Annotated in this window: 21 protein-coding genes; 11 read left to right on the top strand and 10 right to left on the bottom strand. The window is 57.2% G+C overall.

Going from position 1 to position 23,852, the window contains the following annotated elements:
- On the bottom strand, positions 1–274 hold a 274-nt coding region (locus NNN71_RS10855; RefSeq protein ID WP_271458475.1), incomplete at its 3' end, for a hypothetical protein.
- Positions 275–372: 98 nt separating this feature from the next.
- Between NNN71_RS10855 and NNN71_RS10850 the strand changes: the two genes are divergently transcribed.
- Complete coding sequence (locus NNN71_RS10850; protein WP_271458477.1) at positions 373–588, top strand: hypothetical protein; 216 nt, start codon at positions 373–375, stop codon at positions 586–588.
- A 45-nt stretch (positions 589–633) separates the two neighbouring features.
- Here the strand turns inward: NNN71_RS10850 and nfsB are convergent, their stop codons facing one another.
- The 3 genes from nfsB to NNN71_RS10835 form a co-directional block, all read right to left on the bottom strand.
- Positions 634–1,287, bottom strand: a complete 654-nt coding sequence (gene nfsB / locus NNN71_RS10845) for an oxygen-insensitive NAD(P)H nitroreductase (protein ID WP_271458474.1) — start codon at positions 1,285–1,287, stop codon at positions 634–636.
- Between the two features lie 122 nt (positions 1,288–1,409).
- Complete coding sequence (locus tag NNN71_RS10840) at positions 1,410–1,778, bottom strand: MmcQ/YjbR family DNA-binding protein (RefSeq protein ID WP_163447711.1); 369 nt, start codon at positions 1,776–1,778, stop codon at positions 1,410–1,412.
- On the bottom strand, positions 1,778–2,353 hold the full coding sequence (locus NNN71_RS10835; protein ID WP_163447710.1) for a TetR/AcrR family transcriptional regulator: 576 nt from the start codon (positions 2,351–2,353) through the stop codon (positions 1,778–1,780). Before NNN71_RS10835 ends, NNN71_RS10840 begins: the two co-directional genes overlap by 1 nt.
- A gap of 189 nt (positions 2,354–2,542) precedes the next feature.
- Between NNN71_RS10835 and NNN71_RS10830 the strand changes: the two genes are divergently transcribed.
- Positions 2,543–3,643, top strand: a complete 1,101-nt coding sequence (locus NNN71_RS10830; RefSeq protein WP_442910511.1) for an MBL fold metallo-hydrolase — start codon at positions 2,543–2,545, stop codon at positions 3,641–3,643.
- Positions 3,644–3,676: 33 nt separating this feature from the next.
- The gene (locus NNN71_RS10825; protein ID WP_167576436.1) at positions 3,677–4,024 is read left to right on the top strand and encodes a RamA family antibiotic efflux transcriptional regulator; all 348 of its coding nucleotides are present in this window, start codon (positions 3,677–3,679) and stop codon (positions 4,022–4,024) included.
- Positions 4,025–4,064: 40 nt separating this feature from the next.
- On the opposite strand, the gene NNN71_RS10820 is transcribed toward NNN71_RS10825, so the two are convergent.
- Entirely contained in the window at positions 4,065–4,313 is a 249-nt protein-coding gene (locus NNN71_RS10820; RefSeq protein ID WP_163447707.1) for a DUF1158 domain-containing protein, read from the bottom strand.
- Between the two features lie 504 nt (positions 4,314–4,817).
- On the opposite strand from NNN71_RS10820, the gene NNN71_RS10815 reads away from it, so the two are divergent.
- Genes NNN71_RS10815 through NNN71_RS10805 form a run of 3 tightly spaced genes read left to right on the top strand, consistent with a single transcriptional unit; the run spans position 4,818 to position 11,775 of the window.
- The gene (locus NNN71_RS10815; protein WP_442910510.1) at positions 4,818–7,538 is read left to right on the top strand and encodes a cation-transporting P-type ATPase; all 2,721 of its coding nucleotides are present in this window, start codon (positions 4,818–4,820) and stop codon (positions 7,536–7,538) included.
- A gap of 60 nt (positions 7,539–7,598) precedes the next feature.
- Complete coding sequence (locus tag NNN71_RS10810) at positions 7,599–8,669, top strand: efflux RND transporter periplasmic adaptor subunit (protein ID WP_271458471.1); 1,071 nt, start codon at positions 7,599–7,601, stop codon at positions 8,667–8,669.
- 10 nt (positions 8,670–8,679) lie between these two features.
- Positions 8,680–11,775, top strand: a complete 3,096-nt coding sequence (locus NNN71_RS10805; RefSeq protein ID WP_271458470.1) for an efflux RND transporter permease subunit — start codon at positions 8,680–8,682, stop codon at positions 11,773–11,775.
- Here the strand turns inward: NNN71_RS10805 and pdxR are convergent.
- A complete protein-coding gene (pdxR, locus tag NNN71_RS10800; protein WP_271458469.1) occupies positions 11,772–13,235 on the bottom strand; it encodes a MocR-like pyridoxine biosynthesis transcription factor PdxR in 1,464 nt (487 codons plus the stop codon). The genes NNN71_RS10805 and pdxR overlap by 4 nt on opposite strands.
- Positions 13,236–13,456: 221 nt before the next feature.
- Between pdxR and NNN71_RS10795 the strand changes: the two genes are divergently transcribed.
- The 4 genes from NNN71_RS10795 (at position 13,457) to NNN71_RS10780 (ending at position 16,447) form a co-directional block, all read left to right on the top strand.
- On the top strand, positions 13,457–14,308 hold the full coding sequence (locus NNN71_RS10795) for a transporter substrate-binding domain-containing protein (protein WP_064548113.1): 852 nt from the start codon (positions 13,457–13,459) through the stop codon (positions 14,306–14,308).
- A 63-nt stretch (positions 14,309–14,371) separates the two neighbouring features.
- Positions 14,372–15,013 carry an amino acid ABC transporter permease gene (locus tag NNN71_RS10790; protein WP_271458468.1) on the top strand — a complete coding sequence of 214 codons (642 nt, stop codon included), beginning with the start codon at positions 14,372–14,374 and terminating at the stop codon, positions 15,011–15,013.
- Positions 15,014–15,027: 14 nt separating this feature from the next.
- Positions 15,028–15,693: an amino acid ABC transporter permease gene (locus NNN71_RS10785; RefSeq protein ID WP_271458467.1), complete on the top strand. Its 666-nt coding sequence runs from the start codon at positions 15,028–15,030 to the stop codon at positions 15,691–15,693.
- Positions 15,686–16,447 (top strand): amino acid ABC transporter ATP-binding protein, encoded by a 762-nt coding sequence (locus tag NNN71_RS10780; RefSeq protein ID WP_163447700.1) that lies wholly within the window; start codon positions 15,686–15,688, stop codon positions 16,445–16,447. The genes NNN71_RS10785 and NNN71_RS10780 overlap by 8 nt, the downstream gene beginning before the upstream one ends.
- A gap of 219 nt (positions 16,448–16,666) precedes the next feature.
- Here NNN71_RS10780 and NNN71_RS10775 read toward each other — a convergent pair whose 3' ends face one another.
- Positions 16,667–17,431, bottom strand: a complete 765-nt coding sequence (locus NNN71_RS10775; RefSeq protein WP_167576430.1) for an SDR family NAD(P)-dependent oxidoreductase — start codon at positions 17,429–17,431, stop codon at positions 16,667–16,669.
- 179 nt (positions 17,432–17,610) lie between these two features.
- Here NNN71_RS10775 and NNN71_RS10770 point away from each other — a divergent pair, with 179 nt between their 5' ends.
- The gene (locus NNN71_RS10770; protein WP_411908100.1) at positions 17,611–18,927 is read left to right on the top strand and encodes an aspartate aminotransferase family protein; all 1,317 of its coding nucleotides are present in this window, start codon (positions 17,611–17,613) and stop codon (positions 18,925–18,927) included.
- A 78-nt stretch (positions 18,928–19,005) separates the two neighbouring features.
- Here NNN71_RS10770 and NNN71_RS10765 read toward each other — a convergent pair whose 3' ends face one another.
- From NNN71_RS10765 to NNN71_RS10755, 3 genes are all read right to left on the bottom strand, one after another.
- A complete protein-coding gene (locus tag NNN71_RS10765; protein WP_223804087.1) occupies positions 19,006–20,568 on the bottom strand; it encodes an AbgT family transporter in 1,563 nt (520 codons plus the stop codon).
- 192 nt (positions 20,569–20,760) lie between these two features.
- Positions 20,761–21,384, bottom strand: coding sequence for an enterobactin synthase subunit EntD (gene entD, locus NNN71_RS10760; RefSeq protein WP_271458466.1), 624 nt, complete (start codon positions 21,382–21,384; stop codon positions 20,761–20,763).
- A 49-nt stretch (positions 21,385–21,433) separates the two neighbouring features.
- Positions 21,434–23,659 (bottom strand): TonB-dependent siderophore receptor, encoded by a 2,226-nt coding sequence (locus tag NNN71_RS10755; RefSeq protein WP_271458465.1) that lies wholly within the window; start codon positions 23,657–23,659, stop codon positions 21,434–21,436.
- Between the last annotated feature and the right edge of the window lie 193 nt (positions 23,660–23,852).

The raw sequence follows: 23,852 nt of genomic DNA, 5'->3' as shown, positions 1-23,852 counted from the left end.
TACCAGCATAATGTTCTGTTTTATGGAGCATGGATGAAACTTTACTCCCTTTAGTCTCCGCCGTATTCCTAATGCTTTGCAGTTCATTAATAAACTTTTTCGCAGAATGACTAATTTCTGAACTGGTATAAGAAGGAAGCTTTGCAACTGGTGCGGAACGGAAAAGGCTCAAAATGTTCATTTTTATATATCCTATATGACAAAAGAAATATGAGAACATATCAGTATTTTTTTGTCTTTCAAAAAACGACGGTGGTGAAATCCCGTTAGCCATGTTTGAAGCAGGAGTCTGAATTTTGATATTCGCCGGAGTAGGGTGAATTAGCCTTTAATGCAATTTGCCTTATATGCTAATACTCAGGGACGATAATCGTGTTCGGAATTCTTGTTCATGCCGATGTCAGAGAGGAAATGCTGGAACGGTCAGATGTGATGGCGGCGTTTGATACGCAGGAACGGCAGGAGAAGTTGCGTGACATGCTCGCGCAGTGGCGTGGTTATGCAGGGCTGACGCGGGCGAGCCTTGATACGCTGACGCGCTACGCACTGGCTTGTGGCGTAAAACATCCACAAATTTTACTGTATTGAAATTTCCCGGCCAGGCTGCGCCAGGCCGGGGAGTGGCCGATTAAATTAGATCTCGGTAATCACCGTCTCTTCCGGCAGACGAGATTTTGGCAGCGCTTTGTTGAAGTCTTCTACGCTGTGGTGGCCAACCGGCACCACGACCAGGCTGGTGTAGCCTTTTTCTTTCAGGCCGAATTCGGCGTCCAGAACCTCGGCGTCGAAGCCTTCAATCGGCACCGCGTCCAGACCCATGGCGCCCATAGCCAGCAGGAAGTTGCCGACGTTCAGGTAGGTTTGGTTGGCAGCCCACTGCGCGTCATCGTGACGCTCTTTACGGTGCAGGTCGGCGAAGAAGGTGCGGCCTTTGTGGTTAGCGGCTTTGGCTTCCGGTGTGGCGAAACGGCCATCGGCGTCTTCTTGATCGACCACTTTTTCCAGCCAGGCATCATCGATTGTCGTTTTGGCGCAGAACACCACGACGTGGGAAGCATCCAGCATTTTGCGTTCGTTAAATACGTAGCCGCCAGCGGCGGATTTCGCGACGCGCGCTTTTCCTTCGTCGGTGCTGGCGACGATAAAGTGCCACGGCTGGGAGTTGGTGCTGGATGGGCTATAGCGCAGCAGGGTTTTCAGATTGGCGGCCTGCTCGGCGGTCAGCTTTTTGCTGGCATCAAAGGCTTTAGTGGAATAGCGCGCTTTAGCAACGGAAACGATGTCCATAAATACTCCTGAATGATAAAAGGCACCGCAAATCGGTGCGTTGTATCACAGCAGGGTACCGTGCGATTTAACAAATGAGAAGGGTGGAAAATGCGATAACACTTATCGCATTTAACGCAAAATCAAACGGGACGCACGCGCTGTTGAACGCGTTTTGGCAGTTTGTTTACCACCAGATTCCACGAGTCTTCAATCAGGCTGTTGAGTAGTTCAACGGTGATTTCATCGCCAGGATAGACTGAAATCCAGTGTTTTTTGTTCATGTGGTAGCCCGGCTTAATGTGCGGGTAGATTGTCTGATGCAGCAACGATTGCTCCGGGTCAACCTTCAGATTGACGATGTGCTCGCCGCGCAGCGACATCTTGATCATAAAGATTTTTCCCTCAACCGTGAACACATCGTACTCGGGGCCAAAAGGCCAGGCCGGTTCAGAAAAGGGGAGGGTTAGCGCAAATTCCTGCGCTTTTTCATGCAGCGTTTTACCGTCCATTATTCATCCTCTGACAGCGCTCGCCACATGGCTTCAAAGCCGAGCGCCTTAAGTTTATCTGCACGTTCGGGTTCGCGGCTGGCGAACTCAATGGTGGTCTCTGCAAGCGACAGGAACAGCGCATCGCCAAAAGCACGGAAGTCGTCAGACATAAATACCGGGCGCATGGAACGCTGGCAGAGTTTATTGAGCTCCGGAAATAGCGCTCTGGCCTGCAGTATCGTTTCGTTGGTGATTTTCCCACTGACGGCCATGCGCCGAATGGCTTGATGCCCAACAGGGTGGAGAATGCCCCAGTCGATGTAGCTGTTCCAGATGCTGTGGGTGAAGGCTTTTGGTGATTCAGTGTCGGTCAGGCATGCCAGCATGGTCTGGCATAAGTCCGTTTTCAGGTGCAGATAAAGCGCATTAAGCAGATCGTCTTTGGTGGCGAAATAACGAAACAGGGTACCTTCCGCTACACCTGCGCTGCGCGCAATCAACGCCGTTGACGCGCCGATGCCAGATTGGGCAATGGCGCAGGTGGCCGCTTCCAGTAACGCTTGTTTTTTATCTTCACTCTTCGGACGAGCCACTACACTTTACCTCTCTGACGGTTAAAAAGGTGATTGAAACATGTCGAACCCAGGGACTTCAACGCCGATTGTCAAAATTTGAAAATTGCTTGACGATTTTTTCCCCTCCTTTCTATAATGAGTGCCTACTCACTCATAATCAACTTTTTTTGTGTGGCTTCCTGGATGAGGCCGGTCACGGGTCAGGAAATGAAACCGTTCATCATCAGTGTGGTTGCCATCATGCTTATCGCCAGTGCAGCAAGCTTGCCTTTTGTTCTGAATGCCGGTTTCGGCCAGCCGCCGCAAGGGGCGGAAAAGAGTCTGATTGAGCGCTCGCCAAACTACCGCGACGGGGCGTTTCACAACACCTTGCCGACGCCGGGGTTTACTGGCGACAAGAACATGCTGATGGCGTGGTGGGAGTTTTTAACCGCGAAGCGGGAGAATGCGCGCCCGCAGCAGCCACTGCCGTTGGTGCCGACCGATCTCGCCAGCCTGCCGAGCGAACAGGAGACGATGATCTGGCTGGGGCATTCATCCTGGTATCTGCAGCTGGCGGGCAAACGTATTCTGATTGATCCGGTATTCAGCAGCTATGCCGCGCCGTTTTCGTTTCTGAACAAAGCGTTTGACGGCCACTATCCGTGGCGTGCCGAGACGATGCCGGAGATCGATCTGCTGATTATCTCTCACGACCACTACGACCATCTGGACTACGCCACGATTAAGGCGCTAATGCCGAAGGTTAAGCGTGCCGTGGTGCCGTTAGGCGTGGGGTCACACCTGCGGTATTGGGGCATGGCGAGTGAGGTGATTACTGAGGCCGATTGGCAGCAGAGCGTTGCCATCAGCGATGCGCTGACCGTCCACGTGCTGCCCGCGCGCCACTTCTCTGGCCGTGGCCTTAAGCGAAACCAGACGTTGTGGGCCAGCTTTATGTTCGTGACGCCGGAGCAAAAGATTTATTACAGCGGCGACAGCGGCTACGGCCCGCACTTCAAGGCGATTGGCGAACAGTTTGGCAAGGTGGACGTCGCCATTCTGGAAGATGGCCAGTACGACCAGGACTGGCGCTATATCCACATGATGCCGGAGCAGACCGCTCAGGCGGCGGTGGACCTGAATGCACAGCGGGTGCTGCCGGGGCACGCCGGACGTTTCGTGCTGGCGAAGCATACCTGGGATGATCCGTACAAGCGGCTGGCGCAGGCCAGCAAAGATAAAGCGTATCGGTTGTTAACGCCGATGCAGGGCGAGCCGGTTTGGCTGGCGAATCCAACACAAACATTTCGTGCCTGGTGGGAATAAACACCGGCTGTCATAAAACGAGGGGAGGGGTGTATGACTGAATTAGCCACTCAGGTGATTGACACACTGGTCGAATGGATTGACGAAAATCTGCATCAGCCATTGCGTATTGATGAGATCGCCCGCCGGGCGGGGTATTCAAAATGGCACCTGCAGCGTCTGTTTTTACAGCATAAAGGGGAGAGCCTTGGGCGCTACATCCGCCAGCGTAAGCTGAATCTGGCGGCGGATGAATTGTGCACGACCGATCAAAAGGTCTATGACATCTGCCTGAAGTACGGGTTTGATTCCCAGCAGACCTTTACACGCATTTTCACCCGCACGTTTAACCAGTCGCCGGGTGCCTACCGTAAAGTCCATCACCGTCCACGGGCACATTGACACCAGCGCCCTCCCTTGGGGGAGGGCGTTCGCGTATCAGTTAATCCGCCAGCGAAAACCAGCGCCGCCACACGAAGCGAATCACCAGATATTCAATCGTCCCTAATACCAAAAACCACACGCAGAACAGCACGGTGTAAAACTGGTTCAGGTCCATAAAGTGGAAGGTATCCACCAGCTTTTGCGCCAGCGTTAACCCCAGCGAGGGCGCTGGAAGTAACAGACAGGAAAGGAACGCCATAAGCAAAATACCTGCGGCGGTCATCAGGGATTCAAGAGGATGCTTCATGCGGTGTTAATCTTTAGTTAAAAATATTATTTTCCGGTAATTTTTACAGGAACGCAATGTTTCTATGTTAACAAACTCTTTTTGAATATTTAAAACAAATAATGAAGCCTACGAATATATTCGCAGAAAAGGTCGTTAAATAACGATTTGGTTTAAATTAAATAATGTAATCGTAAATTAACGTCATGCTCACGATAATATTTTTACAAAAGTATAGGTACTGTATCCCACCAGCGTCGCAATCACGATAGCCAGTGCAATGTATAGCGCCAGACGGCGTCCTCTGTAGATTCCGAACATAATGACCTCGTTTAGATGGGGTTTAGGAATATTCTGTAATATTAATGTCAGTAAATCAACTGAATGTCGTTTTGAAATTTAAAAAGCGAAAATATTGTGAGTTAAATAATATTCCTTCGCCTTAAGAAAATATCCAACGATGTCGCCTTGGCCAGAAATGATTTCAGGCTTTCCGTTTGCAGGAATTTAAAAGGAAAATTTATCGTGTCGAAAATGATGAATACTAAAAATGTGCCGCACGCGGGTTACGACCCGCAAGAGCACGCCTACCAGCAGTCTACCGAGCGCGTGTTATCCCAGCTCAACAGCCAGCCAGAAGGGCTGAGCGGGGCAGATGCCGCGGAGCGCCTGAACACCTGGGGGCCGAATGCGCTGCCGGAGAAAAAAGGCAAGCCTGCGTGGCTGCGCTTCCTCGCCCATTTTAATGATGTCCTGATCTACGTCCTGCTGGCCGCGGCGGCGCTGACCGCCGTGATGGGCCACTGGGTTGATACTTTTGTTATTCTCGGCGTCACGGTGATTAATGCCCTGATTGGTCACATTCAGGAAAGCAACGCGGAAAAATCGCTGAAAAGTATTCGCAATATGCTCTCCAGCGACGCGCAGGTCATTCGTGACGGCAGCCATAAAACGGTTGCGACCACCGAACTGGTGCCGGGCGATATCGTGGTGCTGCGTGCGGGCGACCGTATTCCGGCGGACATGCGTCTGATTGAAGCGCATAACCTGCGGGTTGAAGAGGCGATTCTCACCGGCGAATCTACCGTGGTGGATAAGCACACTGACGTGCTGCACGGTGAACTGCCGCTGGGCGACCGCACCAATATGGTGTTCTCCGGCACGACCGTGAGCGCAGGTGGCGGCACTGGCGTGGTGGTGGGCACCGGCCAGGAGACCGAACTCGGCCACATCAACCAGATGATGGCGGGGATTGAAAAACACCGCACGCCGCTGCTGGTGCAGATGGACAAGCTGGGTAAAGCCATTTTCGCTATCATCCTGGCGATGATGGTCGCGCTGTTCGTGTTCAGCATGCTGCTGCGCGATATTCCGCTGGGCGAGCTGCTGCTGTCGTTGATTAGCCTCGCGGTTGCCGCCGTACCGGAAGGTCTGCCGGCGATTATCTCGATTATTCTGTCACTGGGCGTTCAGGCGATGGCGCGCAAGCGGGCGATTATCCGCAAGCTGCCGACCGTGGAAACGCTGGGGGCAATGACCGTGGTCTGCTCGGATAAAACCGGCACCCTGACCATGAATGAAATGACCGTGAAGGCGGTGATTACCGCCGACAGCTGCTACCGCGTAGACGGCGACAGCTATGAGCCTCACGGTAATATCTACCTTGAAGGCAGCAACGAGCCGGTGAAAGTGCAGCCGCGCACCGTGCTGGAAAAATACCTGCGGACTATCGATCTGTGTAACGACAGCCAGCTGGTGAAAGACGCGCAGGGGCATTGGGGCATTACCGGTGGCCCAACCGAGGGGGCGCTGAAGGTGCTGGCGGCGAAAGTCAGCCTGGAGCCGGTACACACGCAGCTGATCGCCAAGATCCCGTTTGACTCGCAGTATAAGTACATGGCCACCCACTTCCAGCTGGCGGACGAAGAGATTGTGATGGTAACCGGTGCGCCGGACGTCCTCTTCGCCCTGTGTCAGCAGCAGCAGACTGCGCGCGGCGTGGAGCCGTTCGTGCGTAGCTACTGGGAAGCAGAAATGGCGCGTTTCGCCAGCCAGGGGCTGCGTATGGTGGCGGCGGCGACCAAGCCCGCCAATGTCGGGCAGAAAACCCTCGATCACAGCGACCTGCAGGACGGCCTGGTGTTCCTCGGTATTGCCGGGATGATGGACCCGCCGCGCCCGGAAGCGGTCGATGCGATCCACACCTGCCAGAACGCGGGGATCCGCGTGAAGATGATCACCGGCGATCACCCGCAGACGGCCATGAGCATTGGCCAGATGCTGGGGATCCGCAACAGCAGCGAAGCGATGACCGGCTACCAGCTGGAGCACATGGATGATGCCGAGCTGGCGAAAGCGGCGGTGGAGTATGACATCTTCGCCCGTACCAGCCCGGAGCATAAGCTGCGCCTGGTGAAAGCGTTGCAGGAAAGCGGTGAAATTGTCGGCATGACCGGCGACGGCGTCAACGACGCTCCGGCCCTGCGCCAGGCGGATGTCGGTATCGCCATGGGTATCAAAGGCACCGAGGTGACCAAAGAGGCCGCCGACATGGTGCTGACCGATGACAACTTTGCCACCATTGCCAGTTCGGTCAAAGAGGGGCGTCGCGTTTACGACAACCTGAAGAAAACCATTCTGTTCATCATGCCCACCAACCTGGCGCAGGGGCTGCTGATTATTATCGCGCTGCTGGCGGGGAATATTATTCCGCTGACGCCGGTGCTGATTTTGTGGATGAACATGGCGACGTCCGCCACGCTCTCCTTCGGCCTCGCGTTTGAAGCCGCCGAGCGTAACGTGATGAACCGCCCGCCGCGTAAAACCGGTCAGCATGTGATGGACGCGTTTGCCGTCTGGCGCGTCGCCTTCGTCGGCTCGATGATTGCCATCGCCGCCTTCATTCTTGAGGCATGGCTGGCGCCGCGTGGCCACAGCGCCGAGTTTACCCGCACCGTGCTGTTGCAGATGCTGGTGACCGCGCAGTGGGTCTACATGATTAACTGCCGCAGCAATGGCTTCTCCCTGAACCGTGGGCTGCTGAAGAACAAAGGCATCTGGCTGGTGACCGGCGTGCTGCTTCTGCTACAGCTGGCGATTATCTACCTGCCGCTGATGCAGACGCTGTTCGGCACCGAAGCGCTGCCGCTGCGCTACTGGGGCATCACTTTGGCGATTGGCGCCGCGATGTTCCTGGTGGTGGAAGTTGAAAAGCGTCTGACTCGCCGTTTCCACAAGACCACGTAGTCGTGATGACTTGCCCCTCTCCGGTCGGAGAGGGGCGCTTGCCACGCAAGGATCCCCGACATGAAAAACACTTTCCGCCTCGCCTTTTTGGCCTGCGGGCTGGCCAGCTGCACGCTGGCGTTCGCCTCGGTACCGGTGCGCGTCGCCACCGTTGAACGCGCGCCTCACGCGGTTGAGCGCCAGTTGCCGGGCCGCGTTGAGGCTATTCACGCCGTTGAAATCCGCGCACGAACTGAAGGCACTATAGTGCAGCGCCACTTCCAGGACGGGCAGGACGTCAAGCAAGGCGACCTGCTGTTCACGCTGGATGACGCCCAGCCGCGCGCGGCGTTAGCGCTGGCGCAGGCGGAGCTGAAAAGCGCGCAGGCCTCGTTGCGTCAGGCGCAGCAACTGCTGACGCGCTACCAGAGTCTTAAAACCAACCACTCGATCAGCCGTAATGATGTCGACACCGCGCAGATGCAGCGTGACGTCGCCGCCGCCGCCGTGGAACAGGCGAAGGCGCGAGTGACGGCGCAACAAATTACGCTCGATTACACCCGCATTACCTCGCCAATCAGCGGCCGCGTCGGCCACAGCGCTTTTCATGTAGGCACGTTGGTGAACGCCGCCAGCGGCGTGCTGGTGGATATTGCGCAGCTCGATCCTGTCCGCGTGAGTTTTGCGCTCGATGAAGCCGCATTTTACAGCAAAGCCGGGCAGCATGCGGATATCCGCGCGTTGAAGGCCGCGTGGCTAGCGCAGATTACCCTCGACGGCAAACGCGAAGATGGCGTACTGACTTCGGTGGATAACCGTATCGACGCCCGCACCGCCAGCGTGGCGGTTCGCGCCGAATTCGCCAACCCGCAACATCGGTTGCTGCCCGGCGGCAACGTCACCGTAACCCTGCGACCGCAGACGCTCAACGAGAGCGTGATGATTCCCGCTGCGGCGGTACAGCAGGATGCCAACGGTTATTTCAGTTGGGTACTGACGGCAGAGAATACAGCCGGGCAGCGCCGTCTGGAGTTAGGCGGCCAGCAGGGGCAGTCCTTCGCCGTGGCGAAGGGGCTTAACCCAGGCGAGCGCGTGGTCACCGATGGCGCGCAGCGTCTGACGGACGGCGCGGCCGTACAGCCGTTGAATTAAGGAGAACAGGATGCTGACGTTTTTTATCCGTCGTCCGCGTTTCGCGATGGTGATTGCTCTGCTGATGGTCTTTGGCGGTGCGGTCGCGCTGAAGCTCATTCCGGTGGAGCAGTACCCGCAAATCACGCCGCCCGTGGTGAACGTCAGCGCCAGCTGGCCGGGCGCCAGCGCGCAGGATGTGGCGGAGGCCATCGCCGCGCCGCTGGAGACACAGCTCAACGGCGTTGATCACATGCTCTATATGGAGTCGACCAGCGCTGATGACGGCGGCTATAGCCTGAACCTGACTTTTGCCGCGGGCACCGATCCGGATATGGCGGCCATCGATGTGCAAAACCGCGTGGCGCAGGCGGTGGCGCAGCTGCCGACGGAAGCGCAGCAGAACGGTGTACAGGTGCGCAAGCGCGCCAGCAACCTGCTGATGGGGGTGAGCCTCTATTCTCCGAACGGCAGCCTGTCGCCGCTTCAGATCAGTAACTACGCCAGTACCCAGGTACGCGAAGCGCTGGCGCGTCTGCCCGGCGTCGGCCAGGTGCAGATGTTCGGTGCGCGCGATTACAGCATGCGCATCTGGCTGCGGCCAGACCGCATGAACGCGCTGAACATCACCAGCGAAGATATCGCCCAGGCGCTGAACGAGCAGCACGTGCAGGGGGCCGCCGGGCAAATTGGTACGCCGCCGGTGTTTAACGGCCAGCAGCAAACGCTGACCATTAACGGTCTGGGTCGACTGAGCGACGCCGATGAGTTCCGCAACATCGTGGTGCGTAGCGGCGAGCAGGGGCAACTGGTGCGCCTTGCGGACGTGGCCAACATTGAGCTTGGCGCGCGTAGCTACAGCTCCAGCGCACAGCTTAACGGCGTGGACTCGGCCTATATGGGGATTTACCCGACGCCAACCGCCAATGCCTTACAGGTCGCAAACGTGGTGCGTAGCGAATTGACGCGCCTGCAAAACCGCTTCCCGGCGGACCTGAAATGGGAAGTGAAGTTTGATACCACCCGGTTTGTCGCCGCGACCATCAAAGAGATTGGTACGTCGCTGGCGCTGACGCTGCTGGCGGTTGTCGCGGTGGTTTCGCTGTTCCTGCAAAGCCTGCGCGCGACGCTCATTGTCGCGCTGGCGATCCCCGTGTCGCTGATTGGCACCTTTGCGGTGCTTTACCTGCTGGGCTACAGCGCCAACACCCTCAGCCTGTTTGCCATTATTCTGGCGCTGACCATGGTGGTTGACGATGCCATTGTGGTGGTGGAAAGCGTGGAAGGGCATATGGCCGAAGGGCTGGGGCGTAAAGAAGCGACCGCGCTGGCGCTGCGACAGATTGCCGGGCCGGTCATCGCCACCACGCTGGTGCTGCTGGCGGTATTTGTGCCGGTGGCGATGCTGCCGGGAATTGTCGGCGAATTGTATCGTCAGTTTGCGGTTACGCTCTCCACGGCGGTCACGCTGTCGAGCATTGTTGCGCTTACCTTGACGCCCGCGCTGTGCGCGCTACTGCTGCGTCCGCGTCTGAAGCAGCCCGTCCGCTTATTCCAGTGGTTTAACCTGGGTCTGAACACCACCCGCGATGGCTACGGTCGCCTGGTGGCATGGATGAACCGTCGCCCGCTGGTAGCGGTGGGGGCCACACTAATCGCCGCGCTGCTGGTGGCGTTGAGCTTCTCCACCATGCCGAAGGGCTTTCTGCCGCAGGAAGATCAGGGTTATGTCTTCGCCAACGTGCAGCTGCCGGAGTCGGCCTCGCTGGAGCGGACCGAAGCGGTGATGGCGCAGGCTCGCGCATTGCTGGGGGCGCATCCGGCAGTCGAGGATGTGATTCAGGTCTCCGGCTTCAGCATTCTCAGCGGCACCAGCGCCTCTAACGGCGGGTTTATCTCGCTGATGCTCAAAGACTGGTCGCAGCGCGCGCCGCTCGATACGGTGATGGGCGAACTTCAGCGCCAGCTGCATGCGCTACCGGAAGCCAATATTATGCTGTTTGCGCCGCCCACGCTGCCGGGCCTCGGTAGCGCCGCGGGCTTCGACCTGCGTATTCTGGCCCAGGCCGGGCAAACGGCCGCCGAGCTGGAGCAGGTCACGCGTCAGATCCTGATGAAAGCCAACCAGCATCCGCAGCTGAACCGCGTATTCACCACCTGGAGCAGCAACGTCCCGCAGCTGACGTTAACCGTTGATCGTGACCAGGCCGCGCGTCTCGACGTGCCGGTATCGCGTATTTTTAGCAGTCTGCAAACCGCGTTCGGTGGCACGCGAGCCGGTGATTTCAGCATCAACAATCGCGTTTATCACGTGGTGCTGCAAAACGAGATGCAGTGGCGTGAGCGCGCCGGGCAGATTAGCGAGCTGTTCGTGCGCAGCAACCACGGCGAGCGGGTGCGCCTGAGTAACCTCGTGACCATCACACCAACCGTGGGCGCGCCGTTTATCCAGCAGTTTAACCAGTTCCCGTCGGTGTCGGTGAGCGGCTCGGCGGCGGAAGGGGTCAGCAGCCGCACGGCGATGAATGAAATGGAAAGGCTGCTGGCGATGCACCTGCCGGAGGGATATGACTATGCCTGGAGCGGACTGTCCTGGCAGGAGCAGCAGACTGGCAATCAGGCCATCTGGATTGTGCTGGCGGCGGTGGCGATGGCGTGGCTGTTCCTGGTGGCGCAGTACGAAAGCTGGACGCTGCCGGCGAGTGTGATGCTGTCGGTATTGTTTGCTATCGGCGGCGCGCTGCTGTGGCTCTGGGCCGCCGGTTACGCCAACGATGTGTACGTGCAGATTGGGCTGGTACTCTTAATCGCCCTCGCGGCGAAGAACGCGATACTGATCGTCGAATTTGCCCGCGAGCGGCGGCAGTCCGGTTTATCGATCGTCGCGGCGGCCCGCGAGGGGGCAACCCGCCGCTTCCGCGCGGTGATGATGACGGCGGTGTCGTTTATTATCGGCATCATGCCGATGATGCTCGCCACTGGCGCAGGGGCGCAGAGCCGCCGGATCATCGGCACCACGGTGTTCAGCGGCATGCTGGTGGCGACGGTGATCGGCATCCTGTTTATCCCGTCTCTGTACGTGCTGTTCCAGCGCCTGCGCGAGTGGGCGCATCGCCGGGCGGACTAGCCCATCTGTGCCAGTTGGTTGCGCAGCACATCCACCCCCGGCGCAATGGCGTCGGGGTTGATGGCGTGAAATCCCATGCGGAAGAAATTATCCGGCGGCGCGGCGTCGAGAAAATGACGCGCGCCGGGTTCAATCAATACACCAGTATGCGCGGCACGCCAGGTCAGCTGCTGGGTGCTGATATTGCCGGGCGTGCGCAGCCAGAAGGCGTTGGCATGTTCACTACCGGGCAGCGGCTGGCACTCCGGTAGCAGTGTTGATAGCGCCGTGTTGAGCATGTCCCAACGCCGCGCGGAGTCATCGCGATAGCGGCGCAGATGCGTTTCATAATGGCCCTGGGCAAGAAAATGCGCCATCTGATACTGAATGTTGGTGGGCGGATGACGATACACCAGGCGGCGCAGCGCGCGGGCCTCATCGATCAAATCCGGGTCGGCGACCATAAAGCCTAGCCGCAGCCCCGGCGACAGCGCCTTCGACAGGCTGCTGACGTAAATGACTCGCCCGCTGCGATCGCTGGCCTTCAGCGCCGGCAGCGGGTTGGCCTGGAAGTTACTCTCTGAATCATAATCATCTTCAATAATCACCGCATCGTGCTGCGTCGCGTGTGCCAGTAGTTGGCTGCGCCGCGCCTTGCTCATGGTGACGCCGGTGGGCACCTGATGTCCCGGCGTGACGTAGTAGTAGTCGCATGGCGTATCGTTCAGCACGATACCTTCGGCATCGACGGCGTGCGGGACTATCTGGCTTTCGCCGAGTAAAAAGGTGTTAATCGCTTCGCGAAAGCCGGGATTCTCGACGCCGACGCGGGTCTGGCGAGACATCAGCAACCGGGTGAGCAGGTACAGCGCGTTCTGTGAGCCGAGGGTGATCAGTATTTCATCCGGCGCGGCAACGATGCCGCGCTTGGGCAGCACGCGGGTGCGAATTTGCTCAATCAGCATCGGTACGTCCTGGTCGATATGGTCCACCACCCACGCCGGGTCGCGCATGCCACCGTGCAGCCAGTTGGCCGCTGAACGCCAGCTGGCGAGCGGAAACTGGCGGGTGTCCGGCTGGCCGTAGATAAAGGGGTAGCGGTAGTGCATCCAGCCGGCGGGTTTGAGGATCGACTCCTGCTGACTGGGGGTGATATTCAGCCGTTTGCCCCATGATGGTGCATTGTCGGCGGCGTTGGGTGCAGGCGTCGGTGCGGAAAGGCGCGGCGCATGGTAGTCCGGGTGAAGGTAATAGCCGCTGCGCGGGCGGCTTATCAGGTAGCCCTCGTTGACCAGGCTTTCGAACACCAGCGCGGTGGTGTTACGGGAAACCTGTAGCTGCTGGGCCAGTTGCCGACACGAGGGCAGGGGCGTGTCGGCGGGAAAAATGCCGCCGAGAATCGCGTTGATCAGTGATTCGCGAACCTGTTCCTGCAACCCGCGTTGCGCCTCAAAATCCACATGCAGTAAGTGCCGAATCATGCGCTCCCCTCCCGATTGTTCGCTTTCCTCCAGCGCAGCAATTTCTGTACCAGCCTGAAATCGTCTGCCACAAGCGCACGCGAAAACTGGCTCTATTCAGAATGCAAAAAGTCTCCTTACAGTAAAAACGTCTTCAGCCAGCGTCTGAAAATGCCGCTGTCGGCACACATCTTGCAACGCCGGAATAAACGTCTCTGGCATATTTGAGTAGGGGTCACACGATGAAAAAAACGATGGGTTCGTATTATCTGGCCGCCATGATGGCGATGACCTTTTCTTTGCAGGTGGCCGCCGCCGATTTACCGGAAATTGAAAAATCCGGTACGTTAAAAGTGGCGACCGAGGATGACTACGCACCGTTTAACTTTATGAATAACGGCAATGCCGATGGATTTAATAAAGATATGCTGGCGGCGCTGCGTGAATACGCCAAATTTAATGTTACGCAAAGTATTTTACCGTGGACCGGGTTATTAGCGGCGGTTTCTACCGGGCAATATGATATGGCGTTAACCGGCGCTGTGGTCACCGATGAACGCCTCAATGTATTTAATTTCACGCCGCCGTGGGCCTCCGCGCAACACTATTTTGTTAAGCGTGCGGGTGATAATTCATTAAATACCATTGCCGATCTGAGCGGTAAAAAAGTGGGCCTCCAGGCAGGCAGCGCGTTATTAGCGCGTTTACCGGAACTGAAGGCGATGATTGAGAAAAGCGGCGGCAAGCTCGGGCCGGTGGTGGAATATCCGTCTTACCCGGAAGCGTACGCCGATTTAGCTAATAAGCGTCTCGATTACGTGATTAACGTGGTGATTTCCGTCAATGACCTGGTGAAAGCCAAACCGAAAGTGTTTGCTAAGGGACTGGCGGTCTCCGGCCCGGGTTATATGGCGTGGCCCATTCCGAAAAACTCGCCGGAGCTTTTGGCCTATATGACCAAATTTATCAATCATATGCGTGAGACCGGCAAGCTGGCCGAACTGCAGAAAAAATGGTTTGGCGAAACCTACGATGATTTGCCGACCGAACCGATTACCAGCGCCGCTCAGTTCCACAAACTTGCCGGACAGTAAATCGCTACCCGGCTAAGCCGCGCGACGCCGGGAGCGACACCCGATTCACTTCAGGAGGGCACCATGGACGTAATAGCATGGCAGTTACTGATCGAAGGCGCATGGACGACCCTCTGGATTTCCGCCATCGCCATCGCCTTTGGGGTAGCGATTGGGCTGGTTATCGCCTTTGTGCGCATGATGAAAATTCCGGTCATAGACCAGATCCTGGTCATCTATATCAGCCTGGCGCGGGCGACGCCGCTGGTGACGCTGGTGTTGTTTCTGTTTTTATCATTGCCGACGGTAGGGATTAACCTCGATAAAACGCTCGCCGCCATCGTCGCGCTGACGCTGAACACCTCGGCGTTTAACGCGGAAATCTGGCGCAACGCTTTTCGCACCTTCCCGCGTGAACAGCGGGAAGCGGCGGAGTCGGTGGGCATGCGCCGCTGGGCCTATTTTCGCTACATCATGCTGCCGCAGATGTGGCTGGAGAGCCTGCCTGCGCTGGTCAACGAAATGTCTTTTTTAATCAAAGGCAGCCCGGCGATTGCGGTGATTGGCGTGGTCGATCTCACCCGCGTCACTAACCGTATCGCCTCGGTCACCTATGAACCGCTTTCTCCCATTCTGGCCGCCGGGCTGCTGTATGTGGTGATTATTGGCCTGCTGCTGAAACTCCAGAGCCTGGTGGAACGTAAAGCAAAACGACTGGCGCGCTAAGCCCGGGAGGACTGATGAATCAATGGGCAATTATCTGGGCCGAGCACGACAAGTTTATTACCGGCCTACTGGCGACACTGGAACTGTTTATTATCGCCGCCGTCTGCGGATTATTGATTGGTACCATCCTGTGCTACGTCACGGAATACCAGAAGCGGGTTTTGAACAACGTTATTATGGGGTTTGTAAACCTGATGCGGGCGATTCCATTCCTGATTCTGGCCTATTTGCTGTATTACGGATTACCGGAACTGGGGTTGAGTCTTGATGCCTGGACGGCAGGGTTAGTGGCATTAATTATCTATCATGGTGCTTATTTCTTTGAGATTCTGCGTAGCCAGAGACGGGTATTTTCCCATGGCTATATTGAAGCCGCTGTGGTGCAAGGATTCTCTCGCTACACGATCTTTCGTCGCATCGTGATGCCCAATATTTTCTCCTCCGCACTGCCGCTGCTGGGTAATCAGCTCATTATTTGCCTGAAAGATACCGCGTTTCTCAGCATTATTACCGTTCAGGAGATTACCGCTGCCGCCAATAGCGTGCAGGCGACCTATTTTATTCCGTTTAATGCCTTTATTGTGGCCATTGCGCTGTATTGGGCCATCAGTATCGTGCTGGAGCTGCTGGTGAAACGGTTGACTGTGTATAGCGCAAAAAGAGGAATGAGCCATGTCTGATACCACGGCGGTAAGCGTCAAAAATGTCTCCAAACAGTTTGATAACGTCGAGGTGCTGCGCGACATCAATCTGACGGTGGAGAAGGGGACGGTGGTCAGTATTCTCGGCTCGTCCGGTTCGGGGAAATCCACGCTGCTGCGCTGTATGAACTGGCTGGAACAGCCGGACCGCGGTGAAATTCGCATCGGCGGCCAGCGCATCGGCGTGAATGAACAGACCGGGAAAGCGATGTCGCACCGCGATCTGTCGAAGATTCGCGAGCGGGTGGGGATGGTTTTCCAGAGCTTTAACCTGTGGCCGCATCTTACCGTGCAGCAAAACGTGATGGAGGCGCTGCTGCACGTGAAGGGGATGAAGCGCGAGGAAGCGCGCGCGATTGCCGACCAACAGCTTAAAAAGGTGGGGATGGATCATAAGGCGGATGCCTACCCCATCACGCTCTCCGGTGGGCAGAAACAGCGCGTGGCCATCGCCCGCTCGCTGGCGATGTCGCCGGAGGTGCTGCTGTTTGATGAACCCACTTCAGCGCTGGATCCGGAGCGCGTTAACGAAGTACTCAGCGTCATGAAGTCGCTGGCGGCGGAAGGTTACACCATGGTGGTGGTGACGCATGAAATGGAGTTTGCGCGTCAGGTATCGAATGAAGTGGTGTTTCTGGAGAAGGGGATATTGATTGAGAAGGCGCCGCCTGAAGTTTTCTTTAGCCAGCCAAAATCGGAGCGTGTGCGACAATTTTTGCAAAGCAGCCGCTAAACCCTCACCCCGGCCCTCTCCCTGTAAGGTAGAGGGAGAAAACCAGGCCCTTGCAAACCCGCAACTAACCGATAAACCGCACCGCACAGTCCCCTCTCCCTGTAAGGGAGAGGGGGAAAACCAGGCCCTTGCAGACCCGCAACTAACCGATAAACCGCACCGCACAGTCCCCTCTCCCCATTGGGGAGAGGGTTAGGGTGAGGGGGAACGTGCACCGCGCTAATCCCGGTCAATGGCAAACGGCTGCCAGGCCTGACGCACCGGCATCACCTCCACGCGGTTAATATTCATATGATCCGGCAGCGTCGCGATGTACAACATCTGCTCGGCGATATCCAGCGCCGACAGCGGCGTGGTACCGCGATACAGCGCGTCGGATGCCGCCTGGTCGCCCTTAGTGCGCACCAGCGTAAACTCCGTCTCCGCAATACCCGGCGCCAGATCGGTGACGCGCACGCCGGTGCCTAACAGGTCACAGCGCAGGTTATAGCTGAACTGCTTCACAAACGCCTTGCTGGCGCCATACACATGGCTACCCGGATACGGCCACTGCCCGGCAATCGAACCAATGTTGATAATGCTTGCCCCTGCGCCGTGGCGAACCAGCGTGGGCAGCAGCGCGTGCGTGACGTTGACCAGCCCGGTGACATTGGTATCAATCATGGTGTGCCAGTCCGCGAGATCCACCTTCTGCGCGGGCTGCGGAGACAGCGCGAGACCGGCATTGTTGATGAGTGTGGTGACGTCGGCAAATTCGAGCGGCAGGGCGGCGACGGCTGACGCCACCGCCGCGCTATCCCGCACGTCCAGTTCGATAACATGCACCGGCACCCGCGATGCCAGTTCGTTTTGTAGCGCCTGTAACCGCGCCAGTCGGCGGCCGCTTAATACCAGCGCCCAGCCCGCCCGCGCAAACACGTGCGCTGCCGCTTGCCCAAAGCCGGAGGTCGCCCCGGTAATAAACACCACGTTACGTTGTTGCATTGTGCTCTCCTGTGCAGGTTGTTCCGAACACTATAAAAACCCCGGCGCGACCTGCCGAGAGACAGTCGCGGCGCGGCGATGTGACACGTTGTCACAGCCGTCGGTCTACACTGGCTCTATCACTTTTTTTTCTGTCGACGACATGATGAATCAACGCCAACGCTATGCGAGGAACGACGATGACAGAGTTAAACAATCAGGCCGTCCGCCAACTGGACAGAGAGTATGTTTTTCATTCCTGGTCAATGCAGGGCAATCTCAACCCGCTGGTGATTGCCGGGGCAAAAGGCTGTGAGCTGTGGGATTACGACGGTAAAACCTATCTGGATTTCAGCAGCCAGTTGGTAAACGTTAACCTGGGCTATCAGCACCCCCGCGTGCTGGCGGCGATGAAGGAGCAACTGGAGACGCTGGTGACGATTGCGCCCGCAACCGCCAACCTGGCGCGCGGCGAGGCGGCGAAGCGTATTATTGGCCTCGCGCCGGAAGGGTTTAGCAAAGTGTTCTTCACCAACGCCGGAGCCGACGCTAACGAGAACGCCATCCGCATGGCGCGCATGTATACCGGACGTGACAAAGTGCTGTCGGCCTACCGCTCCTATCACGGCAACACCGGCAGCGCGATTGCTGCCACCGGCGACTGGCGTCGGGTGCCGAACGAATATTCGCGCGGCCACGTTCACTTCTTTAACCCGTATCTGTACCGCAGCGAATTTAACGCCACCAGCGAGCAGGAAGAGTGCCGCCGCGCGCTGGCCCATCTGCGGCGGATGATCGAGTGCGAAGGCCCATCCTCTATCGCGGCCATTTTGCTGGAGTCGATTCCGGGTACGGCGGGCATTCTGGTGCCGCCGGAAGGCTATATGAAAGGCGTTCGTGCGCTGGCGGACGAGTTCAACATCATCCTGATTCTTGACGAAGTGATGGCGGGATTTGGCCGCACCGGCAGCTGGTTTGCCTTCGAGCAGGACGGCATCGTGCCGGATCTGATCACCTTTGCTAAAGGGGTGAACGCCGGATACGTACCAGCAGGCGGGGTGATCATCAGCGATCGGATCGCCCACTATTTTGACGATCGCTTCTTTGCTGGTGGCTTGACCTACTCCGGCCACCCGCTGGCGATGGCGGCGATCGTGGCGACGCTGGACGCGATGAAAGACGAAGGGATTGTGGAAAACGCGGCGCTGATCGGCAACGGCGTGCTGCGCCAGGGGCTGGAGGCGCTGGCGGAGCGCTCGCCGCTGGTGGGCGACGTTCGCGGTCGTGGCGTCTTCCAGGCGCTGGAACTGGTCAGCGATCGGGTGAAGAAAACGCCGCTGGCGGCGGGGAACATGGCGGAGATTAAAGGTGCGTTAACCGAAGCGGGGCTGCTGAGTTTCGTGGTGGAAAACCGCATTCACGTGGTACCGCCGTGTACCATCAGCGCTGAACAGGTGAAAAAAGGGCTGGGGATATTGCAGGATGTGCTGGGCCGTTTTGCCCATTTAGCCGTGTAGCCTCGTTCGGGCTACAAGCGGTTCCCTCTCCCCATTGGGGAGAGGGTTAGGGTGAGGGGGCAGCGTTGAACCTGATGCTTAACTCGGGCTCCAGGTATATGGCGCCGCGATCCCTAACGGCAGACCCAGTCCCCACCACAGCAGTAGCAGCGCGCTCCACGCCACGAAGAAGGCGATGGAGTACGGCATCATCATCGAGACCAGCGTGCCTACGCCCGCACCTTTCACGTAGCGCTGGCAGTAGATCACAATCAGCGGGAAGAAGACCATCAGCGGCGTAATGATGTTGGTGCAGGAGTCACCGATACGGAACGCCGCCTGCGTCAGCTCCGGCGAAATCCCTACCGCCATCAGCATCGGCACCATAATCGGCGACAGCAGCGCCCATTTTGCCGACGCTGAACCAATCAGCAGGTTGACCACCGCCGTCAGAACAATCATCCCGATAATGGTTGCCTGCCCAGGCAGGGCCAGCGCTTTCAAACCGTCCGCGCCCACCAACGCCACCAGCGTGCCGATGTTCGAGTCGCTGAACGCTTTGATAAACATGGCGCAGAAGAAGGCCATCACCATGTATGAGCCCATTTTGCTCATCGAGTCGTTCATCGCGCCAATGACGTCTTTGCCGGTTTTAAAGGTGCTGGAGGCAAAGCCGTACACGATACCCGGCAGGATGAAGATCAGGAAAATCAGCGGCACGATAGATTTCATGATCGGCGCGCTATAGGAGGTCAGCGAGCCGTCGCTCCCGCGCAGCATTGAGCCCTCCGGCCAGGCGGCGGCGGCCAGTGCGGCGAGGCCCAGCAGCATCACCAGCGACGCGCGGTTAAAGGCGCGGCTTTCCTGCGGCGTGACGTTGGACATGTCTTCATCGTGCTTAAAGTCGCCGTCAATGGTCATTTTGCTGACGCGCGGTTCGACGATGCGCTCGGTGACCCACCAGCCGACCAACGTAATGACGATAGACGAGGCGATGCCAAAGATCAGGTTACACAGGGTATTGACGGTGTAGGTGCTGTCGAGCAGCTGGGCCGCGGCCTGAGTAAACCCTTGCAGCAGCGCGTCGTTACCGGTTGGCACCATGTTGGCGGCGAAACCGCCGGACACGCCGGAGAATGCGGCGGCAATCCCCACCAGCGGGTGGCGTCCGGCGGACATAAAGATAATTGCCCCCAGCGGGATCACCAGCACATAGCCCGCATCCGCCGCCACGTGGCTGAACATGGCGACGAAAATCAGCATTGGCGTCAGCAGTTTTTTCGGCGTCACGCGCAGCATCTTTTTCAGCGCTACGTTGATAAAGCCGGAGCTTTCCGCCACGCCCACGCCGAGCATGGCGACCAGCACAATCCCCAGCGGCGCGAAGCCGGTAAAGGTGGTGACCATATTGGCCAGCGTGTTGGTCAGCGCTTCGGCGGAGAGCAGGTTGTTGACCTTGACGGCTTCCTGGGTCATCGGGTTGATCACGTCAAAAGTCATCATCGACAGTACCGCCGAGAGGCCCATGACCGCCAGTAAAAAGTAGAAAAAGATCAGCGCCGGTTCTGGCAGACGGTTGCCTGCTTTTTCAATGGCATTGAGAAAGCCGCTCATCAGTCGGCTTTCGCTCACTTCTTTCCGTGTCCGTGTTTGCGTATTCATTGGATTCCTTAATTTCGCACAATTGTTTCATTGTTTGTGTGAATGTTTCGGAGGAATCATAGGGGTAATTGCGCGAGGAAACTATATGTTTTCAGGTATTAAAACTGATATGTGACCTGTTTATTGATTTTTTGTTTTGTTTATCAGTTTTTATCTGGTTATTGATTCGTTATTTTCGATTTCCGGTCATATTTATCGCTGAGAGAAGAGGGTGATGATTCGCTGCGCATCAACGGCGTGCCAGCGTAGTGACGCAGTGAGGGAAAGGGCGGGAAGCTCAACGGCGAGTGTTTCCGCGTTAAGACTGATGGTAACGGCATCATGAAAACCCTGAAGTTCGGGGCACTGTAAGGAGAACGCTTTGTACAGACTCTCCTTGGCCGAGAACGCCAGCGTCAACGCCAACGGGAAGGGCAGCGTGCTGTGGCGCAGGACGGCAAGTTCCTCTTCGCTGGCAATATGGCTCGCCAGCTCATCGGCAAGCTGAGGCGAAAAGACCGCTTCAATATCAATACCAACCGGGCTACGAGCGACGATGGCGATGGCTGTGTTACCGCAGTGGCTGATGCTGCCGTACAGACCCTCAGGCCAAATCGGCTGACGGTTCTTGCCGATTCCCGGCACCGATTTTTCACCGAATGCGCGCAGCGCATGCACGGCGGCAATCCGTCCGGCGAGGTGCTCGGTCTGGCGTTTTTTCCCCGAGCGGGCAAGCTTCGCGTGATGGGGCAGCCACAGTAAATCACCAGGGGTGAAGCTGTCGGGGTCAAAATCGATACGCTGTAAGGTGTGAAGGGTACTGTGATGTGTCTTCATGCGGCTCCTGAAAAACCCTCTCCCGCGTGGGAGAGGGGAGTGCAAACAATCAGAAGTGGGTGTTAATTCCCATGTACCAGGTACGGCCGGATTCGTTGTAGGTCTCCGCGCCGGCACCGTACATATAACCCGTCGTGCCGCCGGTGGTCTGGGCGTTACCCGCGCGCCAGTGGCGTTTGTCGAAGATGTTGTCCACGCCGCCGGTCAGGCTGACGTATTTGTTCACATCCCAGGTCGCGCTCAGGCCAACGATGCTGTACGGGCTGACTTCGTTGGTTTCGCTGCCGGTGACCGGCTGACCTTTGTAGTTATACTTCTTCGGCTGCTGCTTGCCGTACCAGGTAAAGGTCGACTGAACGGACACGTCCTGCTGAATCTGCCAGCTCAGCGTCGAGTTCAGCGTGTATTCCGGGATAATAGACAGACGATCGCCGGTGGTTTTATTTTTGCTTTGCAGCATATAGGTGATGTTGTTGGTCCAGTTCACCGTCTCGCTAACCGGCACGTTTAACGTACCTTCCAGACCTTCCACTACGGCTTTCGGGACGTTTTCCCATTTGTAGACATCGGTGCCTGTGCCGTTGGTGTAAACCGGAGAATAGCCGGCTTCAATCTTGTTGCGATAGTCGTTGCGGAACCAGGTGGCACCGGCCAACCAACCATCACGTTTGAATTCGAGACCAATTTCTTTGTTGATGCTGGTCTCGGCTTTCAGATCGTCATTACCCTGCAGATAGCAGCCGGCCTTGCTGGCGTAGCAGCCCTGGCCTTTGCTGTACAGAATGTAGTTCGGGTTTGTCTGATACAGGCTCGGCGCTTTATAGGCACGGGCAATACCCATTTTCAGGGTAAAGTCGTCCAACAATCCCTGCGACAGGTTTAACGACGGGCTCCAGTTGTCGCCCACGATGCTGTGATGATCGAAACGCAGCGCCGGGGTCAGCATGGTCGTGTCGGTCAGTTCCATGTTGTTTTCGGCAAACAACGAGAAGATTTTGGCCTCTGAATACGGGCTGCGATCGGTGCTGCTGTAACCCGGAATATCGCCACCCATAAAGGTTTGGGTGTTAGAAGCGTTATCCTTCATACGCTGCTGGTTCCACTCGGTCCCGAGGGTCAGGTTCTGGTTGACCAGGTAATCGAACGGCAGGTTGATTTCGCTGTGCAGCATCACATCCGACAAATCAATGTCAGAGAACTGGTTGCTGCTGAAGATCCCTTCGGTACCCCCGGCCAGACCTTCGCCTTTACGGGAGTTTCGGGTGTGTTCGTACTGCGCCCAGTTGCTGGTCGTAATGCCGTTATCCCAGCCGCCGTTCCAGGTGACGGAGTAGGTATTGCGGTAGAGACGGTTAGTCTCTTTACCGTAGTTCTCTTTTACCAGATCGTTAGTGTTGGTGTTCTGGGTATCGCCCGCGTAGAGGTTCCCCTGACGGCTGTAGCCTGCTTCAAATTCCAGCGACTGCATGGGCGCAAAGTCCCAGCGCACCAGACCGTTAATGTTTTTATTTTCAACGCCTTCACGACCCGCAGGCAGGGTATCCTGATAGATACCGGTACGCTCGGACTGGTGGCCCTGGTTGATATCCCAGGCGTCGGCCTGCGTTTTGTCGAGATTACCGTACAGACGGAAGCTGAAGGCATCGCCCAGCGGGCCGGTCAGACTGAAGTCGGTACGCTTGGTTGAACCTTCGTCTTTATGCTCCGGCGCATTCATGTAGGCGTTCCAGGAGCCGTGCCATTCATTTTCGGTCTTTTTGGTGATGATATTCACCACGCCGCCCGCCGCGCCGTTGCCATAGCGTGCCGCCGCAGGGCCGCGAATAACATCAATGCGCTCAATCATTTCCGGTGGTACCCAACTGGTATCACCACGGGTATCACGCTCGCCGCGCCAGCCCAGACGGATGGAGTTACGGCTGGTCACCGGCTTACCGTCGACCAGAATCAGGGTGTTTTCCGGACCCATGCCGCGAATGTCGATCTGACGGTTGTTACCGCGCTGGCCGCTGGTGGAGTTTCCGGTCAGGTTCACGCCAGGCATGGTGCGGATGATCTCAGAAACATCGCGCGCCGGCGGGCGTTTGCGGATTTCATCGGCGGTGATGGTGGAAACGCCCGGTGCCTGCAGGTTCTGCTCGGCGGCGGTTACCACCATGGTTTCGCCATTGACGTCGGTTTTGCTGCTGTCTGTTTCTGCGGCGAAGGCCGGAGCGGCCATGCCATAGATACCCAAATTGACCAGGAAGGTCAGGGATTTGATTTTATTATTCATTTTGTATCCTGCTTTTCGTCGCCGGGGGCTCGTACAGCTCCGTCCCAAAGGGCAAGCCCCGGCATGGTTATATGCGTAAAGCATGTGAAAGTTGCGCGCCAATACGCTATTGCAAATGCAAATAGTTATCAATAATATTATCAATAAATTTTAGTCTGTAACAATAAATTCCACAATAAACATGGGGTTAACG

The sequence above is a fragment of the Kluyvera sp. Awk 3 genome, assembly GCF_028069715.1.
Lineage (GTDB): Bacteria > Pseudomonadota > Gammaproteobacteria > Enterobacterales > Enterobacteriaceae > Kluyvera > Kluyvera georgiana_A.
Note: the sequence above shows the minus strand (reverse complement) of the source record. Positions and strands in the feature narration are given on the sequence as shown.

What these genes read in the sequence shown, in the direction of transcription:
- NNN71_RS10810 (WP_271458471.1), top strand. Translation starts at nt 7,599, where the DNA reads ATGAAAAACACTTTCCGCCTCGCCTTTTTGGCCTGCGGGCTGGCCAGC.
- NNN71_RS10765 (WP_223804087.1), bottom strand. Translation starts at nt 20,568, where the DNA reads ATGAATACGCAAACACGGACACGGAAAGAAGTGAGCGAAAGCCGACTG.
- NNN71_RS10805 (WP_271458470.1), top strand. Translation starts at nt 8,680, where the DNA reads ATGCTGACGTTTTTTATCCGTCGTCCGCGTTTCGCGATGGTGATTGCT.
- NNN71_RS10780 (WP_163447700.1), top strand. Translation starts at nt 15,686, where the DNA reads ATGTCTGATACCACGGCGGTAAGCGTCAAAAATGTCTCCAAACAGTTT.
- NNN71_RS10825 (WP_167576436.1), top strand. Translation starts at nt 3,677, where the DNA reads ATGACTGAATTAGCCACTCAGGTGATTGACACACTGGTCGAATGGATT.
- NNN71_RS10775 (WP_167576430.1), bottom strand. Translation starts at nt 17,431, where the DNA reads ATGCAACAACGTAACGTGGTGTTTATTACCGGGGCGACCTCCGGCTTT.
- NNN71_RS10795 (WP_064548113.1), top strand. Translation starts at nt 13,457, where the DNA reads ATGAAAAAAACGATGGGTTCGTATTATCTGGCCGCCATGATGGCGATG.
- NNN71_RS10830 (WP_442910511.1), top strand. Translation starts at nt 2,543, where the DNA reads ATGAAACCGTTCATCATCAGTGTGGTTGCCATCATGCTTATCGCCAGT.
- NNN71_RS10755 (WP_271458465.1), bottom strand. Translation starts at nt 23,659, where the DNA reads ATGAATAATAAAATCAAATCCCTGACCTTCCTGGTCAATTTGGGTATC.
- pdxR (WP_271458469.1), bottom strand. Translation starts at nt 13,235, where the DNA reads ATGATTCGGCACTTACTGCATGTGGATTTTGAGGCGCAACGCGGGTTG.
- NNN71_RS10790 (WP_271458468.1), top strand. Translation starts at nt 14,372, where the DNA reads ATGGACGTAATAGCATGGCAGTTACTGATCGAAGGCGCATGGACGACC.
- NNN71_RS10840 (WP_163447711.1), bottom strand. Translation starts at nt 1,778, where the DNA reads ATGGACGGTAAAACGCTGCATGAAAAAGCGCAGGAATTTGCGCTAACC.
- NNN71_RS10770 (WP_411908100.1), top strand. Translation starts at nt 17,611, where the DNA reads ATGACAGAGTTAAACAATCAGGCCGTCCGCCAACTGGACAGAGAGTAT.
- entD (WP_271458466.1), bottom strand. Translation starts at nt 21,384, where the DNA reads ATGAAGACACATCACAGTACCCTTCACACCTTACAGCGTATCGATTTT.
- nfsB (WP_271458474.1), bottom strand. Translation starts at nt 1,287, where the DNA reads ATGGACATCGTTTCCGTTGCTAAAGCGCGCTATTCCACTAAAGCCTTT.
- NNN71_RS10785 (WP_271458467.1), top strand. Translation starts at nt 15,028, where the DNA reads ATGAATCAATGGGCAATTATCTGGGCCGAGCACGACAAGTTTATTACC.
- NNN71_RS10820 (WP_163447707.1), bottom strand. Translation starts at nt 4,313, where the DNA reads ATGAAGCATCCTCTTGAATCCCTGATGACCGCCGCAGGTATTTTGCTT.